The organism is Marinobacterium rhizophilum (assembly GCF_024397915.1).
Classification (GTDB): Bacteria; Pseudomonadota; Gammaproteobacteria; order Pseudomonadales; family Balneatricaceae; genus Marinobacterium_A; species Marinobacterium_A rhizophilum_A.
Genome location: NZ_CP073347.1, coordinates 149904 through 172762 on the forward strand (window position 1 = coordinate 149904; position 22859 = coordinate 172762).

13 protein-coding genes and 4 tRNA genes are annotated in these 22859 nt (G+C 57.2%); 11 read left to right on the plus strand and 6 right to left on the minus strand.

Annotation, left to right across the window (positions count from 1 at the left end):
* Nucleotides 1-42 precede the first annotated feature (42 nt).
* The 6 genes from KDW95_RS00660 to KDW95_RS00685 form a co-directional block, all read right to left on the minus strand.
* Nucleotides 43-996 carry an ornithine cyclodeaminase family protein gene (locus KDW95_RS00660; RefSeq protein ID WP_255856456.1) on the minus strand — a complete coding sequence of 318 codons (954 nt, stop codon included), beginning with the start codon at nucleotides 994-996 and terminating at the stop codon, nucleotides 43-45.
* Nucleotides 996-1355, minus strand: coding sequence for a RidA family protein (locus tag KDW95_RS00665; protein WP_255854295.1), 360 nt, complete (start codon nucleotides 1353-1355; stop codon nucleotides 996-998). The genes KDW95_RS00660 and KDW95_RS00665 overlap by 1 nt, the downstream gene beginning before the upstream one ends.
* Nucleotides 1356-1509: 154 nt before the next feature.
* Nucleotides 1510-2151 carry a cysteine hydrolase family protein gene (locus KDW95_RS00670; RefSeq protein WP_255854296.1) on the minus strand — a complete coding sequence of 214 codons (642 nt, stop codon included), beginning with the start codon at nucleotides 2149-2151 and terminating at the stop codon, nucleotides 1510-1512.
* A gap of 176 nt (nucleotides 2152-2327) precedes the next feature.
* Nucleotides 2328-3746 carry a YjiH family protein gene (locus KDW95_RS00675; protein ID WP_255854297.1) on the minus strand — a complete coding sequence of 473 codons (1419 nt, stop codon included), beginning with the start codon at nucleotides 3744-3746 and terminating at the stop codon, nucleotides 2328-2330.
* A 145-nt stretch (nucleotides 3747-3891) separates the two neighbouring features.
* Nucleotides 3892-5088, minus strand: a complete 1197-nt coding sequence (locus tag KDW95_RS00680) for an MFS transporter (protein WP_255854298.1) — start codon at nucleotides 5086-5088, stop codon at nucleotides 3892-3894.
* A gap of 384 nt (nucleotides 5089-5472) precedes the next feature.
* A complete protein-coding gene (locus KDW95_RS00685; protein WP_255854299.1) occupies nucleotides 5473-6405 on the minus strand; it encodes a LysR family transcriptional regulator in 933 nt (310 codons plus the stop codon).
* 780 nt (nucleotides 6406-7185) lie between these two features.
* On the opposite strand from KDW95_RS00685, the gene KDW95_RS00690 reads away from it, so the two are divergent.
* The 11 genes from KDW95_RS00690 to KDW95_RS00740 all read left to right on the plus strand — a co-directional run bounded on the left by KDW95_RS00690 (nucleotide 7186) and on the right by KDW95_RS00740 (nucleotide 22761).
* The gene (locus tag KDW95_RS00690; protein ID WP_255856457.1) at nucleotides 7186-9720 is read left to right on the plus strand and encodes an EAL domain-containing protein; all 2535 of its coding nucleotides are present in this window, start codon (nucleotides 7186-7188) and stop codon (nucleotides 9718-9720) included.
* Between the two features lie 12 nt (nucleotides 9721-9732).
* On the plus strand, nucleotides 9733-11265 hold the full coding sequence (locus KDW95_RS00695) for a response regulator (RefSeq protein WP_255854300.1): 1533 nt from the start codon (nucleotides 9733-9735) through the stop codon (nucleotides 11263-11265).
* A gap of 34 nt (nucleotides 11266-11299) precedes the next feature.
* A complete protein-coding gene (locus KDW95_RS00700; protein WP_255854301.1) occupies nucleotides 11300-14836 on the plus strand; it encodes a PAS domain S-box protein in 3537 nt (1178 codons plus the stop codon).
* Nucleotides 14836-17793 (plus strand): PAS domain S-box protein, encoded by a 2958-nt coding sequence (locus tag KDW95_RS00705; protein ID WP_255854302.1) that lies wholly within the window; start codon nucleotides 14836-14838, stop codon nucleotides 17791-17793. Before KDW95_RS00700 ends, KDW95_RS00705 begins: the two co-directional genes overlap by 1 nt.
* A gap of 364 nt (nucleotides 17794-18157) precedes the next feature.
* A complete protein-coding gene (locus KDW95_RS00710; protein ID WP_255854303.1) occupies nucleotides 18158-18547 on the plus strand; it encodes a response regulator in 390 nt (129 codons plus the stop codon).
* A complete protein-coding gene (locus KDW95_RS00715) occupies nucleotides 18537-20201 on the plus strand; it encodes a diguanylate cyclase (RefSeq protein WP_255854304.1) in 1665 nt (554 codons plus the stop codon). The genes KDW95_RS00710 and KDW95_RS00715 overlap by 11 nt, the downstream gene beginning before the upstream one ends.
* Nucleotides 20202-20278: 77 nt before the next feature.
* A tRNA-Glu gene (locus KDW95_RS00720) sits at nucleotides 20279-20354 on the plus strand.
* 49 nt (nucleotides 20355-20403) lie between these two features.
* Nucleotides 20404-20479: transfer RNA gene (locus KDW95_RS00725), tRNA-Gly, on the plus strand.
* A 39-nt stretch (nucleotides 20480-20518) separates the two neighbouring features.
* Nucleotides 20519-20594: transfer RNA gene (locus tag KDW95_RS00730), tRNA-Glu, on the plus strand.
* A gap of 33 nt (nucleotides 20595-20627) precedes the next feature.
* Nucleotides 20628-20703 (plus strand) — tRNA-Gly (locus KDW95_RS00735).
* Nucleotides 20704-20928: 225 nt separating this feature from the next.
* On the plus strand, nucleotides 20929-22761 hold the full coding sequence (locus tag KDW95_RS00740) for a tyrosine-type recombinase/integrase (protein WP_255854305.1): 1833 nt from the start codon (nucleotides 20929-20931) through the stop codon (nucleotides 22759-22761).
* The last annotated feature ends 98 nt before the right edge of the window (nucleotides 22762-22859 follow it).

Sequence of the window (22859 nt, forward strand, 5' to 3'; positions counted from 1 at the left end):
GACCCGTTAAAGACGCCATTGATGGCGAAGCAGTACCCTGGGTCACGCCTGGCCCGGATTACGCAGCCGGTGTTGCTCCCACACCTCGATTGCTGCGGCCAGATCTTCCAGCGATGCACCAACGGACTTGAATAGGGTGACCGCAGTGTCGCTACTGCGACCGGGTTTCTCGCCGCGTACCAGTTCGAACAGGTCAGCCTGGATATCAGAGAAGCGGAAGGCCTTTTCCTGAATGGCCTGCAGAATATCGCCGGCCTCGCCCTGGGCTCCGGCGTAAGTGTCGACGAATACCTCGGCACGGGCCAGGGCGTTGGCATCGCATTCACGCATGTCCGGCCTGAAGGCGCCAACCAGGTCCAGGTGGGTTCCCGGGCGCAGCCAGTCGCCCTGAATCAGAACCTCGGTGGACAGCGTGGCGCAACTGATGATGTCGGCTTGGCCGCTAGCGCTCCGGAGATCGTCGACGGCAGCAGTTTCAAAGTGGTCGGCGTAGTGTGATGCCAGCTTCACGGCTTCGCCCCTTTCACGTCCCCAGACCAGCACACGCTTGATCGGGCGTACTCTGGAATGGGCCTCGATCAGCATGGGCGCCAGCTGGCCGGTGCCGACCACCAGCAAGGTGTCGGCGTTTTTCCGGGCCAGCATGCTGGCGGCGAGGGCGGATGCCGCGGCAGTGCGGCGGCGCGTCAGCTCACTGCCATCAATGCAGGCCAGCGGCGTGCCGTGTTGCCCTTCGCAAAGCAGGTAGACTCCCGATATTGCCGGCAGACGGTGGGCGGAGTTCTGCGGAAACACATTAACCACCTTCACGCCGATGTAGCCGGCGGACTCCCATGCCGGCATCAGCAGCATGGTGGCTTCACCATCTGGGCGGTGCATCGCGTGATGGTGCCGCCCGGGTGATTCGACGCCCTCTTGAAAGGTGCGGCGCAGGCGTTCAATCAACGCAGGCCATGCCAGCAGATCGGCGATCTCTTTTGCCTGTATTACGCGCATCATGAGCTCTCCGGCAGGGCTGCGATCGCCATGATCTCGATCTTCCATTGGGGGTTGGCCAGCGGGGCCTGGACGCAGGCACGTACCGGTGGGCGACCCGGTACGACCCAGGCATCCCAGGCTTCATTCATCTGGCCGAACTCATTCATGTCCGACACCCAGATTTGGACTGACAGCAGGTTCTGCCTGGAGGTGCCGGCGCCGGCCAGCAGACGGTCAATGTTCTCCAGAACCTGGCGAGTCTGGTCCGCCATGCCGGCGCTGGCGTCATTAGCCACCTGGCCGGCCAGATAGACAGTGCCATTGTGCACGGTCACCTGGCTCATGCGGCTGTTGCTGCCCTGGTACATAATGCCCATGAAGATCTCCGACTATTTGAGTGTTGTGTTTTGAGGTGCGATGTTCCAGCTGCCCGACAGATCAGCCGGTGCGGTCCGCGTATCTGCGGTATCAGCCGTGTGGCTAATTGACCTGCCAGGGGGTGGCCAGCTGGACTGCCTTGTGTTGCTCAGGCTATGCCGCGCTGGAAGCGGCGTCCTTGTAGTCATCAATCGCCTGCACGACTTCAGCCAGGGAGCGGCGTGCGCCTGTCTGCAGGTATTCCATGGCCTTGAGCGCGGATTCGTGGGCATCGGTGTCTGAACCGGCAACACAGTCCTCGACGACACGGCAGAAATAGTCGGACTGGTGACCATCCACGAAGGTATAGTGAACGCACACATCCGTCAGGCCGCCACACAGCAGCAGGGTGTCTACTCCCAGGCCGCGCAGCAGAATTTCGAAGTCGGTGCCGAAAAAGGCAGAATAGCGACGTTTCTTGATTAAGTAATCGTCTTCCCTGAAACCGGTAATATCGGCCGCAATCTCGGTAGTGGGGCGGCCTTCAATGCAATGCACATCTTCGCTGCCATCCAGCTCCCGGCCAAAATCCACGTAGTCGGGGCGGTGCACTTCCTGCACAAAAATAACGGGAATACCACATTCACGCGCCTTGTCGATCGCGATCCTGGATTTTTTTAGTCGTGCGGCGTAATCAGGCATATGGGCGATGGCCCGTACTTCCTGTTCGACAAAGGCTCCGGCCTGTATATCGATGACGACAAGCGCCGGCCGTCCTTCGATTAGCTGTCGTGCGGGTACGTTTGAGTTTGACATATAAGCTCCTTTTTATTGGCAGGGCTCTTTCTGATGGAGGGCGAGAACCGGCCACCGAAATCGTTTGCTGGTTTATTGGGTTAGCATTGGGCCATCTTTTTCAAAAGAAGGCCCAATAATGAAACATCCCTGTTTCATGTATTAACCCGCCGGATTAATAATCACGCTATGGGTATTCAGAGAACCAGGTTGCCCATTAAAGTGAAAACAGGCAGTGAAATTAACAGGCGTAGTATCCAGATAGAGAACAGGCGCCAGAGGTTAAGACCAATCCTGGCCCGCATCATGATCAGGGCAACTTCAGACAGGAATATAATGCCGTTGACGGTAACCCCGGCAACAACGAAGCGTGTTAATTCGCTTTCGATACTGGCTCCAAGAATGACGGGCATCAGTAAGTCAATAAAGCCGGTCATGATCGCGGTTGCAGCGGCTTGTGCTTCCGGTAACTGCAACAGTTCCAGGATAGGTACCAGCGGCGTTGCAATGACCTGCATGACGCCGGTGTATTCAATCAGGGACAGGCCCAAAACACCGACGATCATCATTGCCGGATATACGGTAATGGCCAGGTCCGTCGCAGCGTGAATGCCGCCGGACAGCTGTTTCGCTAGCGGTTCGGAGCGGTCCGCCCGCTCAATGGCCCGGCGGAAAGCCCACTTTACAAGGCCCTCATGCTCGCCGCGGTCATCCGTCTGCGGTTGCCTGGTGGCACCTGTGGCGTACTTCTCGGGCAGGTTGCGCAGCGGAGGCAGGCGCGGCACGATTAGGGCGCAGACAATACCGGCAATGGCTACAGACAGGTACCACGGAACAAATACGTGCTCCATTTTTATGAACTTGAGCACGACGTATGAGAAACCAACGGACACCACCGAGAAACTTGTGATAATCGAGGCTGCTTCCCGCTCGGTGTAATGCCCGCTGCGGTACTGCTGGGTTGTCAGCATGACACCCAGGCTTGTGGCTGAGAGCCAGGAGGCCATGCTGTCAATAGCTGCTCCGCCCGGCAGACGGAAGGCCCGTGTAAAAACCTTGCTTACCAGAGTGCCCACAAATTCCATTAAACCGTATTCAGTCAGCAGTGGTAACAGCAGCGCACTCACAAAATACAGAGCCAGCAGTACCGGGGCCACTTCATACAGGAGTACGCCGCCGGTATTTTGGCTCCAGACCCACTCGGGACCGGCCTTGAAATAGACCAGAAGCATGGTGATGGCACCTGCGACGCGAAGAGCGGTCCAGATAAAACCTGGATTGAAGAGCTGGACAACATTATTGTCCATCTCGCGCAACGGGCGAATCAATGACACTATCAGCGTCAATAAAGAGGGAACCACTGCAACGATGACGGACACTGCCAGCATGTACGGCGCAATAAACGAATTTATGATGTCTATAAGGCGTGCAATGGGTACGGTTAGCCGGCCTTCATGCTCAAATGGCATCATGAATAACATGACACCCAGCAGCGATGGAATAATGAACTTCAACTTGCGCATCATTGAAAAAGATTTTACTTCTTTTTCAGCCGGATTAATCAGGTTTGTATCCTCTGCCGCTATCTGCGGTTCTGTAGTATGCCGGAAAGTCATACGTGATCCTCTTTATTGTAGTTTTAGTATATTGCAACATGCGTGCTAGGTAACGTTCTTGTTCAAGTTCCAGAGAGTGGCTTCCTGTCTGAACCCGATTCCATGCGCGCCTGCAATTTTTGATAAATTTCCAAAAATCAACCAGTTAAGAAATACTGGTGCTGAAACGTTTTTGCGCTGCCGGCATGGCCATAAAGGCGCAAAGCAGGCTGAGTAGCAGGAAAATCAAGGCGCCGGAAACGAGGCCTGAAAATCCAAAATTTTCGGTAATAACCCCAGAGACCACTGGTCCCAGGGACAATGAGGAGGTGACAAAAAATGCCCCCAGGCATACGGAGCTGGTTTGTGCATTGCCATTGGCTTGAGCACCCTGTAAATAGGGTACGGTAAATGACCAGAGTCCGTTGAACAAAACCATTGATATGTAGAATGCAGCGAGTGAACCGTTGGCCGTAATCATAAAAATCAAAACGGCTGAAATAAGAGCGACGCCCGCATAGATTGGAGCACGACGTCCAAACCTTGAGCCAAGAGCGACTACCAGGAAAGCGCCAAGTATGCCTGCCAGCGTGCACAGTGCCAGTGCCTTGGCAATGACCAGAGAGTTGAAACCCCAGGATACTCCAATTCTTTGCGCATCTGCCCATACCATTGACATGGCAAGCTCAAAAAAACCTATTGCTAGCAGCGCAGCAATGATGGTGTTTCCCTTCAGTAAGTCTTTTATATTGACTGGTTCCAGATGCTCGTGACGGGTTATTTTTTCGCCCCGGGGGGAGTATGAAAAAATCCCGGAGAGAGCAAGTGTGATACAGGAAAACAAAATATAGGGGAGTTTAACCGTTACCGTACCTAATATCTGTAACCCTGCGGGTACAAAATATAACAGCAGCGCTCCAGTCATGAACTGAACCAGCAGGAAGAGGCCGAAGCCCTGATCCGGGTCGCGCAACCCGCCTAGCCAACTGTAGGCACACCCGGCGATAACGCCACCGCCAAGCCCGGAGGCAAGCCGGAAAAGAAAGGCTTCTGAGAAACCGTCGAAAAACAACGAGGCACATTCAACGCTAATAACTACAAGCGCGGCACAGAGTACGTTTTTCCTCAGGCCATGTTTGATACTGTATCGACTTAGCAGGAGAATTCCGATAGAAACGCCAAACAGCTGTGCCGTACAGAGAATTCCCGCCATTTTCTGTGACATCGACAGGTCGTTTACATAAAATCCCATCATGACAGGAAGCATCATAAGCGGAATAAATCCTACGAATCCGCATATGGAAATCAGAAGAGGGCGTATTCTTTTTTGGAAATCTTTGTTTTTATCAGAGCCAATGCTCATTGGTATATCCTCAGGCTACTCCGGCTGGTGCATACATAATACGAATTATTCGCGCCTCGTTTTATTGGCTTTTGCACTTAAATGGCAGCGGTGTGGTAGTTGGCAAAGTCATTTGAGAGACAGTATGGCCCTGTCACAAGGGGATATGAATATCTAAATACTAATGTATATATTTCAGAAACGTTAAGTGCTCAAACGCAGGTGCTTGCAGGTGTTACTGCGATCCTGTGCCGCTTATCGCCTCTGGCCCGTGGATTTGCAACAGTGGAGTCAGAAGCTGCGGTGGGCGACGAGCGCGCCCGGCCGGTCTCCTGGGTTTTCCAGTCAGGGGATGCTGTACGCCCTGGCGGGGTGGGTACGTCGGGTGCCGTGCAGTACGGGGTTTCAGTTGTGTTGCTGGTCGTCCGGCGACCGGTGGCAGAGTTCCAGTTCCGACAGAAAGCGGGAGGTTATTGCTGAAAGCGTTTTCTTGCTCCTGTATACGGCCAGGATACTCGGCTTGACCAGGGTGTGCTCTGCCTTGAGCAGGCGCATCTGGCCGGAGTCGACCCACTTCTGGGCATAGTGCAGTGGCAGGTTGGCGATGTGCCTGCCGGAAAGTACCAGCAGGGCTATGCCTTCGAGGTTGTAGTGCGAGTTTGATTTTTCGGTGGGCAGCTCAATATTGAGCTTAAGATCGCTTACCGACTCGAGATAGCCCCTGTCTATGCATTTTGCCGCAATCAGGTCGGTATCTGATATTTCATCGTCAGGAACGCTGAACAGCTCATGCCGGCGGCCACAAAAGAGCGCATGAGCGGTTGTGTAGAGGGGTTTGTACTGCAGCGACTCCTGGGTTTTGTTGAAGACCCCGATAGCCAGTTGCAAGCGGCCATCCAGCACCTGGGCTTCCAGCTCCGAAGGGTCGCCAATAAAGATACTCAGTTCAACGGCAGGGGCCGAATCCATAAAGCGGGCAATGGCTTCATCGATTTTCGAGTTGGGGTTGGTGATGGAGTTGTCCGCCAGCCCCAGGTTCAGCCGGCCTGTGAGTTGCGACCCGAGATCCGCTACGCTGTCCTGGAATTCATCCAGAGCAGCAAACAGCTGTTTGGATGCCTCTATTATTGTTTCGCCTTCAGTGGTCAGTTTAAACCCCGAGGTGCCACGATCACAAAGCCGTGTACCCATGCGTTGCTCCAGCTTGGACATCTTGGCGCTGATATTTGCCTGGCTCATGCCGAGCATGGTCTGGGCCTGGGTGAAGCCGCCGCACTCGTATATGGCGAAGAATATCCGAAGTAACTTAATATCTACATCATGAATATTGAACCGCATATACATCACCTGGGTGCGTTACTGTCACTGACGAATAATACGTCAGCGGTAAAAATGGGGTGCTTAAAACACCCGTTTCAAGGCCAAGTATCATGCCCCTGCCTTTCACAATGTTAAAGGAAATCTTTCGGCACCGGTACACAGCCTTTGTCGGAGAGGGCAGAGGGATTTCCAGGTGGGTGCTAGTTGTGGCCGTGGCGGGCGGTGAGACCGGGTATAGCAGGGACTGCGAAGGTCTATGCGCGGGCATCAGAACTATTGAAGAACAGCGAAGCCTTTTTAATTCCAGCGGAGCCCTCGTGAATCTGCCGAAACCCGCCAATGGCCAGCCGCGCCTAAGCCAAATTTCAATATGACGGGCCCGGCTGCTGTCGGTCCCGGCCAGGCGCCCTGACAGCGCGCGAGCATTGCGGCCCGGCTTCCACGTCTGCGCTCTCCTGGCTACCCTTGAATCTGTGCTTGGCTACATCTGTGGTCGCGCGCTTGCTATTGCGTTTTCGCTTGTTACTCCCTCATTGTGCGGTGCTTGGGTCTATAGTTAGCCAGTGAGTGCCGTGGTGGGTGTCAGACCGCTGTCGTCTGGTAATCAGTAGTTCTGATGAGCAAGAGCTGTAACGGGAAGCGCGACTCGGTGCGGGGTTGCTGAGCGCATAACGTTGGTGCAAGGAACTGGGTTCCTCATGCCGTGCCAGGGGGTTGAGGTTACAGGGAGTGTTCATATTGCTGCATGCGCAAGCGATTTCATTTTGTCGAGCACAGGAGCAGACGCCATCGGCGGTCATGGTGGTTTCTCCTCAGGGTCGAATTTTATGGGTTAACGAGGCCTTTGGTACCCTGTCTGGCTGCGGGGCGCAGGACGCGGCGCAGCGTGCGGTATTGTCCTATTTTCCGCAGATACCCCCACAATCGCTGCATATGCTCGAAACAGCGCTTTCCAGTGGCACTCTCCTCGATATTGAAGTTCCATTCTGTCCGGTAATCGGTGCCCAGCGCTGGGTTCGACTGCAGAGTCGAGCATTGCCCTCGGACGCAAAGACGCCGCAGGCGTATGCGTGGTTCTTTACCGACGTAACGGATGAGCACGCCAGCCGCACTCTGTTTCAGTTACGTGAGCTGTTGCTGGATCCGGTGAGCCAGATCAGGCCCATGGAGGATCAGTTGGAGGCCCTGGCTGTTGTGGTCCAGGCACAGCTACCGGGTGTCGGTGTCTGTATTCAGCTGCTGGAAAAGGACGGTCGTCGATTGCGCGCTGCAGCGACTGCAGGGCTGTCTGGGCATTATCTGAAGGCTCTTGATGAAGTGTCCCCCGGGGATACGGCGGGCCCGGCGTACCTGGCGGTTCAGCGTGTAACGCCTGTGCAGGTGAAGGCTTCGGCGGCGTTGGACTGGGGGGCGGGTGGCGATGTGCTGCTGTCGATGGGGTTTGCTTCCAGTCTGTCGTGTCCGCTGGTCGGTGTCGGCAAGGTGCTGGGGTGTCTGGATTTTTATTTTCCCGCAGCAGAGATCGAAAATTCTGATATTGATGAAGTGATTGCCACTGCCGTTGGTGTTACTTCCCTCGCGGTGCAGCGGTGTCGCGACAGGGAACGGCTGCGAATGCTCAGCTGCGGCTTGCAGCAGGCCAGCCTGGCTATGGCCATTATGGACGCTCGCGGTCAGGTGGCAGATATTAATGATTGTTTTGAGGCCCAGACCGGCTTTGGTCGTGGCGATATCGTAGGGCGGCATGTCACTGAGCTGTATTGCGGCCAGGAGGGGGAAGGTAACGAGGAGGGCTGGAGGGCCTGGTGTGAAGAGTTATTGTCATCCAGCGGTTTTGAGGGCGAGTGTGAGTTAAGGCGCAAAAATGGCAGCCATTACTGGGCTGAAATGACGTCTACAGCGCTGCGGGATGCTCGGGGCGATATCACCCATTATGTCACGGTGCTCAAGGATGTGACCGAGCGCAAGGAAAGCGAAGCCATGCTCCATCAGATGGCGTTTTTTGATCCCATGACAGGGCTGCCCAACCGGCGTTTGCTACTCGACCGGCTGGAAATGGTACTCGCGTCCGGGCGGCGACATCGGCGGGTATCCGCGCTGATTTTCGTGGACCTGGACCGTTTCAAGCGGCTCAATGACGTCTTCGGCCACAGTGTGGGTGATACCGCGCTCACAATGTTGTCGCGGCGCCTGCTGGCGATGGTTCGGGAGCAGGATACCGTGGCACGGCTGGGAGGGGACGAGTTTGTGGTGATGTTGCCTGACGTCGGTTCCAGCATTAGCGTGGATGTTTCCCGTACCGTACGTCGCCTGGCTGACAAGCTGCTGCTGGCGTTGCGTGAACCCTTTGACATTGACGGCCACCTACATCATTTGCAGGCGTCCATGGGGATTACCCTGTTGCCAAAGGGGCTTGAAACCGCAGAGGATCTGCTACGCGAGGCGGATATCGCGCTCTATCGCAGCAAGGCTACGGGCCTGGGTGAGGTCACGTTTTTCGAGGCAGGCATGCAGTTGCAGGTGAAAGAGTTTGCCGATCTGGAGCGGGACCTGCGTTATGCAATCAAGCACGGTGAACTGTTTATCTACCTGCAGCCTCAGGTTGACCGGGACGGGCAGATGGTAGCCGCCGAGGCGCTGACGCGCTGGTGTCATCCGGTACGCGGCTTTATTGCGCCGGTGGACTTTATACCGGTGGCGGAGGAGTCCGGCCTTATCGTCGAGCTCGGCGCCTGGGTCTTCGAAGAGGTTTGCAAGCTCAGCGTGCGGATGAACCTGGCGGGCCATGGATTGCCGCTATCGGTCAATGTCAGCCTGCGGCAGTTTCGCCAGCCAGGCTTCGTGCTGGCGATGCGTGACACCCTGCGACAAACCGGCGCTGAGCCTGCACAACTTGTACTGGAAATTACCGAAAGTCTGCTGGGTGATGATATGGGCGATGTTGTTGCGGTCATGTCAGAACTGTCGCAGTTGGGGCTGCAGTTTTCTATTGATGACTTTGGCACCGGGTATTCCAATCTGGCGCGGCTTAAACAGATGCCGCTGAGTGAAATCAAGATCGATAAAAGCTTCCTGCAGGACCTGACCGAAGGCAACAATGATGCCGCTATCGTTGAGGCGATTCTTGGCATTGCCAAGAATCTTCGCCTGCTGGTGGTTGCCGAGGGGGTTGAGACGCAGTCTCAGGCGGACTTTTTGCGGGCCAGAGGCTGCGATCGTCTGCAGGGCTATTTATATGCCAGGCCGGAGCCTGCCGAAGTGGTACTGAGGGCGTGGCTCGAGCCGACTGCCTTTGTTGATGATGTACAGTGCTCGGGATCCAAGGTTCAGTGACCGGGGTGACTCATGGAGAGTGAAAAAACGCTGGATATTCTGTCTCTGGCATTTCTCGAACGCCTGCCGGCGCGCATCCAGGCCATTTGCCTGCAAGCCGGGCGAGTGGGGCCAGGGCTTTGGCAGCCAGAACCTGCGCAGGAGCTGTGTCGGTTGCTGCATAGCCTGGTGGGTGCGGCGGGCACCTTCGGCCAGCCGGTTTTGGGCAGCAAGGCGCGCTACCTGCTCGAGTTTGCCGAAAGATGGAGTGACGATCAACAGGGACCCGGCAAGGATGAATGGGCTGTCTGGGTGGGACTGCTGGCAGCCTTGAAGGATGTGCCTTTGAATAGCCGCTATCAGCATCGCCTGTACCAGGGTAGTGCAATCGATCCCGCTGTGGCGGCGATAGAGCCGGGGGGGCTGGATGACGCCGAAGCGGCAAGGCCCTGCATTCACTTGCTGGAGGATGATGAGGAGCAGGCGGCCATGTTGCAGGCCCTGCTTGAGTCCCATGGCTATGAGGTACGGGTGTTCGAAGAAACAGCCAGGTTCAGGGATGCCTGGTTGGCGGGGCAGCGGGCCGATCTGGTGCTGGCGGATATGGTGTTCGCCGAGCGGCTGCAGGCCGGAGCTGAAGCCGTGGTGGAGCTGTTGTCCATGGTGGAAAACACGCCGCCGGTGGTGTTTTTGTCCGCCCGGGATGATGTCAAGGCGCGGCTGGCGGCCTTTCGGGCCGGCGCTTCCCGCTACCTGACCAAGCCGGTCCAGCCGGCCCGGCTGTTTGAACTGGTGGATGAGTTGTCGTTGCGCCGGCCTGCCGCACCCTATCGCGTGATGGTGGTGGATGATGATGCCGCCCAGGCAGAGCTGACGGCAAGGCCCCTGCGCGAGGCAGGCATGGACCTGGACGTCCTGACCCAGCCGCTGGACACTCTGAACAGGTTGCGCAGCTTCGACCCGGATCTCTTGCTGCTCAATATTTCAATGCAGCAGGCCAGCGGTCCTGAAATCGCGGCGATTCTGCGGGAGGAAGACCGCTTTGCCTTCTTGCCCATCCTGTTTGTATCTGCGGAAAAAAGTGCCGCCAAGCAGCTGATTGCACTGGGCATGGGGGGGGATGATTTTCTACTCAAGCCCATACGAGCATCGGCGCTGCTGGCGGCGGTGCGGGCCCGGGCCTGGCGGGCCCGGCGCATGCGTGTACTTGGGGCGCGTTATCAGGCCCTGGCCTATGAGCATGAGCGCTTGCTGGATGCTGTGGCTCAGGGAGTTGCCCTGGCACATGTCGATAGTGCCGCAAACCTGACGACGGTGAACGCGCGGTTTCGCCTGCTGCTCGGCTATGAGGGTGTGGAGCCCTGGCGTGAAACGGGACTGGTCGAACTCTCGCGGCAATTGCATGACCCGATAGCGATTTGCCTGGCTGTGGGCGAAACCTGGCAGGGGGAGTTGCAGTTGCAGCATCGCAATGGGCACGCCCTTGCTGTAGAAAGTACCATTACACCTTTTCTGGATGGGAGCGGGTCGTCGTACAAGGCGCTCGTGATCGTGCTGCCAAAGTGAAGCTGGATTACCAAGCGAGATTGAGGGTCGTAACATGAATCAGCCCGCCAGGGATGATACCGAGGCTGGGACTCGCTGGAGTCCGATCTGGATTGTACTTTTATCCGTGTTGTTGCTGGGTGGCTTTGTGTCGGCGCTCTTTGGTGGCTGGGGCACCGGCAGTGTGGCGACTCATACCTTGCTGGAGGTCGTAGCAACGGTACTGGCATTGGTGACCGGTGGCATTGCGCTGGTGCGCTTTTACAGTCGCCCCGAAATCGGCTTTCTGGTACTGGGCGCAGGCTTGGTGGGCGCAGGACTGCTGGATGCTTCACATAGCCTGCTGAGTGCGGCGGGCTTCGAGTCCGAGACACCGTCATCACTGGAACGTCTGGCCCCCTGGAGCTGGTTCGCCTCACGGTTCTATCTTTCCGTTCTGCTATTCACCTGGTGGCGCCTGCGCAAGGCATCCCGGGACCTGGATCTTGACTCGAAACAGCTTGCGACGCCGGTATTCATTATGACCGGCGTGGTGGTGACTGGATGCTTCCTGTTTTTTGCATGGGTGCCGCTGCCATTGGCCCATTACTCACTTGCAGTCGTGTCCAGACCCGAAGAGTTGATCCCGGGGGCATTTTTTCTGCTGGCATTGTGGGGGCTCTGGCGTGACCGGCGCTGGACCCACGACCGTTTCGAGTATTGGCTGGTTGTTACCCTGGTGCTGAGCTGCCTGTCGCAGTTACTGATCATGCCGTTTTCAGCGTCGCTGTTTGATGTGCCTTTTGTCAGCGCTCACCTGGTCAAAATAGGCAGCTACCTTGCCCTGCTGGCAGGTCTGTTCTGCAGCATGTATCAGACGTTTCGCCAGAAAGAGCAGGAAACCTCAAGGCGACGCCAGGCTGAGACACAGCTGGGCGTGACCGAGTCCCGCCTGCAACTGCTGTTTGACCTGTCGCCGGTGGGTATCGCCATGACCGAAACTGGCAGTCAACGCTTTGTGGATGCCAACGATGCGCTGCTGGTGGCGACTGGCTACAGTCGAGAGGCCTTTCTTGAACTGGATTATCAGGCTGTTGCTACCCGTTCAAGTCTCCAGGTGAATCAGGACCTCGAGGGCGGCAATGGGCGTTACGGGCCGATTGAATCCGAGTTCAGACGCAAGGATGGTAGCCGTTTCCCGGTTCTGCTGAGCGGCGTAAAACTGACGGATGAAACCGGCCGGGAGGTCGTTTGGTCGATTGTGCAGGACATCAGTACGCGCAAAGCGGCCGAGCAGGCGCTGGTGAAGGATCGGGAGTTTCTCAAGACTGTGCTGGACAACCTTACCGATGGTGTTGTTGCCTGTGATGAGTCGGGCACCCTGACGCTGTTCAACAATGCGGCATTCGAGTTTCACGGTTTGTCGCCTGAACGGCTGGATTCCGAACACTGGGGGCGGCACTACAGTCTGTACGCTGAAGATGGCCAGACTGTGCTGGCCCCGGAGGATATACCGCTGCTGCGCGCCCAGAGTGGAGACATCGTGCGCAACGTCGAGGTTGTCATTGCGCCGGCGGGTTTGCCCCGGCGTACAGTGTTGTGCAGCGGTCAGCCCATTCTGACCCCGGAAGGCCAGCAGCTGGGGGCCGTGGTCGTGATGCACGACATTAGCGAGCGCAAGCAGGCGCAATGGCAGGTTGAGCAGCTGAATGCGCGTCTCAAGCTCGCGACCCAGGCGGCCAAGGTGGGTATCTGGGACTACGCTTTCGATTCCAAAACACTTGTCTGGGATGCAAATATGCATGACCTCTATGGTTATGCCGACGGCGAGTTTGACGGGCGTTACCGCAGCTGGATCAACCAGGTACACCCAGAGGACCGGCAGCGGGTTCAGCAGACACTGGACGGGCTGCTGCTCAAGGATCAGCCGGTTGAGTGCGAACTGCGCATTATTCTGCCCGCGGGGGAGATTCGCTGGCTAAAGGCCTTTGCAATCCTGAGTCGAGACCCATCCGGTCGTCCGCTGCGCATGACCGGCACCAACTGGGACATCACGGAGACCAAGCACAGTGAGCAAATGAAGAACGAGTTTATTTCAACGGTAAGCCACGAGCTGCGCACGCCGCTGACATCGATATCCGGTTCTCTGGGGTTGTTGGCCGGCGGTGCCCTCGGCGAGTTGCCGGACAAGGCCAGGCCGCTACTGGAAATTGCCCAGAAGAACAGTCAGCGGCTGATACACTTGATCAACGACCTGCTTGATATCGAAAAAATAACCGCCGGCAAGATGACGTTCAACTACCAGACACTCGACCTCTCTTTCCAGCTGCAACGGGCCTGTGAAGACAACCAGGGTTATGCCGAAACCCACGGGGTTGAACTGAAAACCACGAAAAGCTGTAGGGAGTCCTGGCTTATCAGGGCGGATGAGCAGCGGTTGCAGCAAATACTTGCCAATTTTCTCTCCAATGCTATCAAGTTCTCGCCTGCTGGCGGCCTGGTTGAGCTGGGTGTGCAGAAAGCGGGCGAGCGTGTGCGTATTGAGGTGACAGATCAGGGGCGGGGAATTCCCGAGTCCTTTCATGGGCGTATTTTTCAAAAGTTTGCCCAGGCTGACGGTTCCGATACCAAGGCCACCGAAGGCACAGGTCTTGGGTTGTCAATCTGCAAGGAGCTGGCCGACTGCATGGGTGGATCAGTGGGGTTTGACTCCATCGAAGGGCAGGGCAGCTGTTTCTATGTTGAGTTTGAAGACCTGAAGGTGGAGAGCAGTGAGCCGGAACCGGATGTATCGTTGCCTGAAGGCGTGTCACGTGTACTGGTGGTGGAGGATGAGCCCGATATCGCCCGCCTGATCAGCCTGATGCTGAAACGCGGCGGTGTGGCCAATGATGTAGTGTTCAATGGCAAGCAGGCGCTGGAGCAGCTGCGGGCTGTCAACTATGACGCCATGACGCTGGATCTGCTGCTGCCTGATATTGCCGGCAGCAAGATCATTCGCAGTGTACGCGAGTGGGAGCAGGATGAAGGGCGCTTGCCGTTGCCCATTCTGGTGGTCTCGGTCATGGCCGAGGAGGGCAGGCTCGAGATCGGAGGTAATTTCCCGGTGGTTGACTGGATGTCCAAGCCCATTGACGAGGCACGGTTGCTGGCGAGCATCAGGCACATGCTGCCCAAGGCGCTGCCGTCATCCGTGCCGCGCATCCTGCATGTTGAAGACGACGAGGACCTGTGTGAAGTGGTTAATGCAATGGCCAACGAACTTGCCGTGCTTGATCGGGCCGGAACTCTGGCCAGTGCCAGACGCAAGCTGGCGCATGAGTCCTACGATCTGGTGATTCTTGACCTGGGGCTGCCCGACGGTTCGGGCTGGTCCCTGCTGCCGGAGCTGAAAGAGTTGGCTCTGCGTCCGCAGATCATGCTGTTGTCCGCGACTGAAGTCAGTTATACGGAAGCGCAACAGGTCGATGCGGTGCTGCTGAAGTCCCGCGTATCGCACCAGAACTTGATGGAGCAACTGGGTACCCTGCTGGAGCAGACCCGGGTTCGGCGCCTGGATGTTGCCGCGACTGCGCGCGAGGTCAAGGTTCCCGTGGATTCGGGGGCTAGCTGATGCAGGCCCCCGAGATACCCGGCAACGAGAGGCACCGACTGGCGGCGCTGGAGCGTCTGCAGATTCTGGATACGGCCCCGCAGGAGAGGTTTGACCGGTTGACACGGCTGGCAAAAAAACTGTTCCAGGTGCCCATCGCGCTGGTCAGCCTGGTGGATGCCGACCGCCAGTGGTTCAAGTCGCGCCAGGGGCTGGATGCCTGCGAAACGCCACGCAACATATCTTTTTGCGGGCATGCCATCCTGCATGACAGCATCTTCCACGTACCCGATACCCATTCAGATGCACGTTTTTCAGACAACCCTCTGGTCACATTGGCTCCAGGCATTCGGATGTATGCGGGGGCGCCGCTGCGCGCACCTGATGGCTTGAGAGTGGGTACCCTGTGCATCATTGATGACAAGCCCCGCCGGCTGGATCAGTCGCAGTTGGCGGCGCTGCGGGATCTGGCTGACTGTGTTGAGCGCGAATTGGCGCAGGCTGAATACGAAACCCTGATGGTGCGGCTGAGTGAGGCTGAATCTTACAGCCGTGCGGTGATGGATCATGTGGTGGATGGCATCATGACGCTGGACGCGCAGGGGATCATACTTGATCTTAATCCGGCCGTGCTGCAGATGTTCGGTTGTGCCCGCGGCGACCTGCTTGGCCGCGCAATGGGGTCTTTGCTTGTACCCCTGGAAGGGGCCCAAGACTCGGCGGGGCTCGTGACAGCTATGGACGCGATTCTGCGGCGCGCCGAGGGTCTTGAACTCCTGCTGCAAGGGCAGCGCCCTGATGGCTCTCTGTTTCCGCTCGAAGTGGGCATTGCCGAGGTGAGTCGGCGCAGTGAGCGGAACTTTGTATTGTTGCTGCGGGATATTACCCGGCGTCACGGCGCCGAGAAGGAACAGAAAAAATACGCCGTTGCACTGGAACGGTTGCATACGATCACAACCTCAGCCTGGTCTTTCGAGCGCAAGGTCGACGAGTTGCTGTTATTGGGCCGGGATGTGTTCGAATTGCCGCTGGCGATTGTTTCCCGTATTGAAGCCCAGGACTACCAGGTTGAGTTCATCCGCGGTCCAGAGGGGGCTCCTGAGCCTGGAACGGGTTTTGCCTTGGGAAAAACCTACTGTGTGCACTGTTTGCAGGCCGATGCTCCACTGGGATTCCATCGGGCCGGGGAGAGCGAGATCCGGGACCATCCCTGTTATCAGAGCTTTGGCCTGGAGGCCTATATAGGCGCGCCGCTACTGGTGGACGGCCTGCGCTATGGCACGCTGAATTTCTCTGGCCTCGAGGCGCGATCGCAACCGTTTGGAAAAATCGACTTCAATCTGATTCAGTTATTCAGCCGCTGGGTGGGCAATGAAATCAGCCGTCACCGCACCCAGGTGGTGCTGCGGCATGAAATCGCCCACCGCACGGCAATCCTTGATAGCGCCAATTTCAGCATCATGTATTGCGACCTTGAAGGCGTGATTCGATCTTTTAATCGCGGTGCTCAGCAAATGCTTGGCTACTCGGCGCAGGAAGTCGTGGGTCAGCGGCGGCTTAACTTCGTTCATGATGCGAATGAGCTGGCGGCCAGTGCGGCGGCACAGGGACTGGATATTACCCTTGAATCGGCTGTTGAAGTACTGGTAGGGCAGTCGCGCAGCGGCACGGCCGATGAGCGTGAGTGGACATACGTACGCCGGGACGGTTCGCGCTTTACGGCCCAGGTGTCCATCACGTCGGTACGGGACGACCAGGGAGAGGTCAGCGGTTATGTCTGCATTGGTGCGGATATCAGCGAGCGCAAGCGCATCGATGCGATGAAGAGCGAGTTCATCTCGACCGTGAGCCACGAGTTGCGTACTCCGCTGACATCCATTTCGGGCTCGCTGGGGTTGATCGGCGGCGGGGTGCTGGGAGAGTTGCCGGAAAAGGCTGTGCCGCTGCTGGCGATTGCGCGCAAGAACAGTGAACGGCTGATCCATCTGATCAACGATCTGCTGGATATAGAAAAAATTAGCGCCGGAAAAATGCAGTTTGACCTTCGCACCCAGGATGTCAGTGTGCTGGTAAGCAAGGCGCTGGAAGGTATCGCGGGCTATGCCACCACCTATGACGTATCGTTGATGCAGGGCCGCTTTCCTGTGGGCACACCACGCATCTGGGTGGATGAACAGCGAATACAGCAGATACTGGCAAATTATTTATCCAATGCCATCAAGTTTTCGCCGCCGGGTTCCGAAGTTCAGCTGCATGTGGATTTGTTGGGCGCCTGGGTTCGGCTGTCGGTAGAGGATCAGGGTATCGGTATTGCTGCCGCGTTCAGGCCCCATGTTTTCGAGAAATTTGCCCAGGCGGACGGGTCAGACACCAAGAAGACGGCGGGTACGGGGCTTGGTCTGGCAATTTGCAAGGAACTGGCCGAGCACATGGGGGGGCAGGTGGGTTTCGAGTCCCAGGCCGGTTGCGGCAGCCTGTTTTACGCCGAGTTTCCACTGGCTGATCGCGACGGTGTTTCGCCTGCTGGTGCGCGGCAGAACCCGTATGGGTGGCCCTTTGTCGAGCGTCGCCGTAATTCGGCAGCAAGTCGTGCCCATGCGGCTGTGCCAGCCGAGCCCGGGGCTAGTAGTCGTGTGCTGCATGTCCGGGATGCAAAGGATCAGACGCTGCAGCGGTTGGCGGATCGCCTGACCCTGGATGTCGAGCAGGCGTACAGTATCGAGGATGCCAGAGCCCGGCTGCAGAACAGAGCCTATGATCTGGTGATACTGGATATCGGCCTGGCGGATCAGCGAATGGGCACATTGCTGCCAGATATCCAGGCGATGCGGGACTCACCCCGGGTGATGGTGCTCACGGCGGAGGATTCGCTGGCCCCGTGGCTGAGTGAGGTTGATACGGTGCTGGTGAAATCGCGTATCTCCGAGCAGGACCTGGGTCAGTGTGTCAGGCGCCTGTTGCAATCGGCCCAGGCTTGAAGCGGCTTGCCTGTCATGCGTGATTCCCGCGTGCATTCGCCAGGACCCCTGGGTATCGGTTGTTGAGCCGGCGGCAATTTACGTCGTTAATACCGGTTTAGTACAGTGGTGCAGGACGCACCCGCATTGGCCGAAGGTCAATGCGGGTCCTTGAAAATCCAGGGGTTTCATAACACTACGGCCGATTTACCAGGACGACGTTGAAATAGGACAGGACGACCGGTTTCATCGCCATGTTAATAGCATCCATGAATTGCATGATACATCGCCCACTCTACAGGGGCAGCCAAGACCCGCACCGACCGCACCTTACAGTCAAACAGGCGGGGGTGGATTACTGGAATAACCCTCAGGGAGAAACAGAATGACGCAATTGGAACGTGTGCTCTATGTCGAAGATGACGAGGATATCCGGGTCGTCGCCCAGGTCGCGCTCGAAATGGTCGGCGGGCTTGATGTCAAGGTGTGCTCGTCCGGTGAACAGGCGTTGGCGGAAGCGCAGGCCTATGCGCCTCATCTTATTTTGCTCGATGTCATGATGCCTGGGCTCGATGGCCCGATGACGCTGGCGGGGTTGCGGCAGATACCGGCGCTGGCCGATACGCCGGTACTCTTTATGACGGCCAAGGTGCAGCCGTCCGAAGTCGCGCACTACAAGTCACTGGGTGCCGTGGATGTCCTGAGCAAACCGTTCGACCCCATGAGTCTGGCCGATCAGTTGAAGTCGATCTGGAGTGGCTTGCATGACGGCTAAAGACCGTGCATTGGAAACACTAAAGTTACAGCGCCAGCGTTACCTTGAACGCCTGCCGGCGACGGTTGCCTATCTCGGCGAGCTTGCGCAGTCCTGGGGGCAGGGGCGGCTGGATGAGCAGCGGTTCGAGGCGCTCAAACAGGGTCTGCACCGCATTGCGGGATCGGCCGGCATCTTCGGCCTGGAGGAGCTGGGACGCGAAGCCGGCCGGCTGGAAGCGGCGATCTGTAATGGGCAGGCGCTGGAAGGAGAGGGGCGCAGGGCGCTGGTGCAGGCTGTGCTGAGCCTGGCCGCCCGCTGGCTCAGCTCCACGGAGCATTTGACCGAATCGGTCGATACGCTGGATACCCCGTCCCAGGGCGTTATGCCGACCGTCTGGCTGCTGACAGACGCGCACGCCAGCGAGCAGAGCCTGCTGGGTTCGCTGCGTCAGTATGGCTTTGACGTCAAGCGCCTGGACGGGCTGGCGGCGGCGGAAGGCGCCCTGGTATTTAGCGGGAGCGTGCACGGCGTGCTGGTGGTGGATAGCGAGCGCGTTAAACTGACGACGACCCTGTCCGAGAGACTGCTGCAAGCCGGTGTGCCGATCGTGTTCATATCGCGCCAGGATGACTTCGAGTCCCGGCTGGAGGCAGCCAGGCTGGGGGGCTGCGCGTTTTTCGCCCGCCCGCTGGATGTCATGAAACTGGTTGAGTTGATCGATTCACGGGTCGGTGAACGCGAGGCGGAAGCCTATCGCATACTGATCGTGGATGATGACGAATTGCTGTCGCTGCACTATCAGCACGCGTTGCGTGGCGCGGGCATGCAGGCCGAAATTGAGCCTGACCCTGCCGATCTGATCAGTCGACTGGAAACATTTCGGCCGGACCTGCTGTTGCTCGACATCAATATGCCGGGTTACAGCGGTATCGAACTGGCCACATCGCTGCGCTTTTATGAAGAGTGGACCGGCTTGCCCATCGTGTTTTTGTCGGCGGAAGTCAACCAGGAGCGGCAGCTGCTTGCCCTGGGTCAGGGCGGGGATGACTTTATTGCCAAACCCATCTCCGAAAAGCGGCTGGTGTCGGTTGTACGGGCGCGGGCTGAACGCATGCGCCGGTTGGCGGGCCTGCGGGCTTGCGATGGCCTGACGGGACTGCTGAACCATGTACATATCAAGGAAGCCCTTGCCGTTGAATGCATGCGTGCCATGCGGGAGCAGTCGACTTTTAGCGTGGTGATGCTGGATATAGACCATTTCAAGCAGGTTAACGATACCTATGGGCATGCCCGCGGCGACAGCGTGATTCGGGCCCTGTCGCACTTGCTGAAAACTCGCCTGCGCGGGTCGGACAAGGTCGGTCGTTACGGCGGAGAAGAGTTTTTGGCGATCATGCCGGGCTGTCAGAAGGATGCGGCACAGCGGCAGTGTGACTGGCTGCGCGAAGCGTTCGCGGCGCTTGAATTCGAGCATGAAGGCGTCATTTTCTCCTGCACACTCAGTGCCGGCATTGCCAGCAGCGAAGACTATGAGCTGCAGCATGCGAATACGTTGCTGGAGTGCGCGGATCAGGCGCTCTATGCCGCCAAGGACGGGGGCCGCAACCGTGTGATTGGCTGGCACCGCCAGCTGGAGCACGAAGCCGGCGCCCGGCACAGCGTCACGGGTTAATAAAATTTCTCACAGGGCTTTACAGCCCGTAATCCTGCGCTTAGAATACGCGCCTCTTCTGGTGAAGAGGCCGCAGCGTCCCATTCGTCTAGTGGTCCAGGACACCGCCCTTTCACGGCGGTAACAGGGGTTCGAACCCCCTATGGGACGCCATTAACGCCATCTTAAAATGGTATGAGTGCGGCAGACGCGCAAGCGTTCAGCGGGAATAGCTCAGTTGGTAGAGCACGACCTTGCCAAGGTCGGGGTCGCGAGTTCGAGTCTCGTTTCCCGCTCCAATCCTCGCAAGAGGGTGAACCTCGCAAGAGGTGTTTTATGTCCCATTCGTCTAGTGGTCCAGGACACCGCCCTTTCACGGCGGTAACAGGGGTTCGAACCCCCTATGGGACGCCACTTTCTGGCAGCCGCCCGGCTATCAGGAAAAAAGCGGGAATAGCTCAGTTGGTAGAGCACGACCTTGCCAAGGTCGGGGTCGCGAGTTCGAGTCTCGTTTCCCGCTCCAAATTTTGATCTACAGACGTCCACTGGAGTCTGTAAGTCGTTGAAAAAGGAGCGAAAGCTCCTTTTTTCGTTCCAGCCGAATCCACTGAATTCCGCCAACGGCCAGCCTTTTTGAGGCCAGAATTAAGGCCATACAATGCGGGTGGTGTCAGTTTCGGATTGTTAATGGGGCTGAACGGAAGCCTTGACGATCATAGAGCCTAAGTCTCAGCTTAGGAGCTATGTGATGGCACTCTCCGATCTGATCATCCGTCAGGCCAAGGCCACAGGTAAAACCTACAATCTCGTCGATACAGACGGGCTGGGATTGGTCGTCTCTCCGGTTGGCGGCAAGTCTTGGCACTTTCGTTATTACTGGTTAGGCAAGCAAAAACGCATGTCGTTGGGCACCTATCCCGAGATCGGTCTGCGCCAAGCACGCGCTCTTCGTGACGAATCCCGTGCACTGCTGGCCAGCGGCATTAACCCTCATACCGAGCGAAAGCAGAAGCGCCGCGCCGTGCGCTTGGCGGCTGAGAATACGTTTGAAGCTGTCTTTTGGGTTTGGGTTGAGCACCGTCGGAAAGTGCTCAATGTCGGACGACAAAGTACCCTCTCGCAGATCCAGCGCATTTTCTGTAAGGATGTCCTGCCGAGCCTGGGTAAGATCCCTATTTACGACATCAAAAGGCCCCAATTACTGGAACTGTTGTCCAGGATTGAACAGCGCAAAGCATTTACGACCGCCGAGAAAGTCCGCGCCTGGTTCCGCCAGCTGTTTCGTTACGCATTGGTTATCGTCGATGGACTAGAAACCAACCCTGCCTTTGATCTGGATGTTGTCGCCGTTCCCAAGCCGCCTGTCGAACATAATCCTTTTTTGCGTATGGATGAGCTCCCTGTAATGCTGCAGAAGCTGCGTACTTATCCGGGGAAGGGTCCGCAAACCCAGTTAGGGATCAGGCTGCTCTTGCTGACTGGCGTGCGGACAGGCGAGTTGCGCTCAGCCACTCCTGAGCAATTTGATCTTGAGCGTGGGTTGTGGATTATTCCGGCGCAGAACGTCAAGCAATTGCAGAACAAAATGCGCAGGTCTGGGCGACGGCCACAAGACGTACCACCCTATATCGTACCGCTGTCCGTACAGGCCATCGAGGTAATTGACTGCCTGCTCAGCAGGGTCAAGCCGGCCCAGCATTACCTGTTCGCGCACCGCAGTGATTTTAGAAAGCGTATCAGCGAAAATACGTTAAATAGGGCGCTGCGTCAGATGGGCTTCGAAGATCGCCTTACTGGGCATGGTATCCGCGGTACGATTTCGACCGCGCTCAATGAGGTCGGCTATCCCAAAATTTGGGTGGACGCTCAGTTGTCGCACGCGGACACTGATAAAGTCAGTGCGGCATACAACCATGCGATGCATGTCGAGCCACGTCGGCGCATGATGCAGGATTGGGCTGACCGGCTGGATATGCTGGAGCAAGGACAGGTACAGGCTGCCAGCGCTCACTTGGCGATTCATATCGAAGGAATATCGTCGGTCAAAAGCATTGCGAACCTACCTGATACTGCGAGTCGTATGTCGGTAGTTAGTGATGAGAGTTCAGCATTGGGTGCTTCGATTGTCGTCAATTCAAACGAGGGTGGTCGGTCGATTCAGCGGCTATCGCCTTTGCCTATAGTACCGGAGCCAGTTGTGGTGCAAGAAGTCTCCGGCATTCAGCGAGAGCGCCAGGAAATGCTCGCGATATACGAGACGCCACAGAATATTCCGGTGCCCTTGTTTGCGCAACTGGCCGGAAAATCCCGTGACCAGGTTAATCGCGAGCTCAAGACTGGCAAGCTACTCGCGTTGACGATGGATAGCAGTGAGCAGCGTGTCCCGGACTGGCAGCTGGACCCGATCAAAAACAGATTGGTTCGGGCGGTGCTCAAGCAGGTCGTAGCGGGCGATGTGTGGCAAATTTACCATGCGCTCACACAACCGTATCGGCAGTTGGATGGCAAGGCGCCGATAGATCATGTAACCCTGGAGAACTTCCATACAGTTGCAGAAATGGTCGTTTCCCGTGCTTGCTGAGAGGCTGTAAACCAAATCGTGTAGCTGCCCATAAATAAGAAACTTTTTCAGAAGGAGTCCTTCATGGGCAAGTCAATGGACGAAGAAAAGCTTAGTGC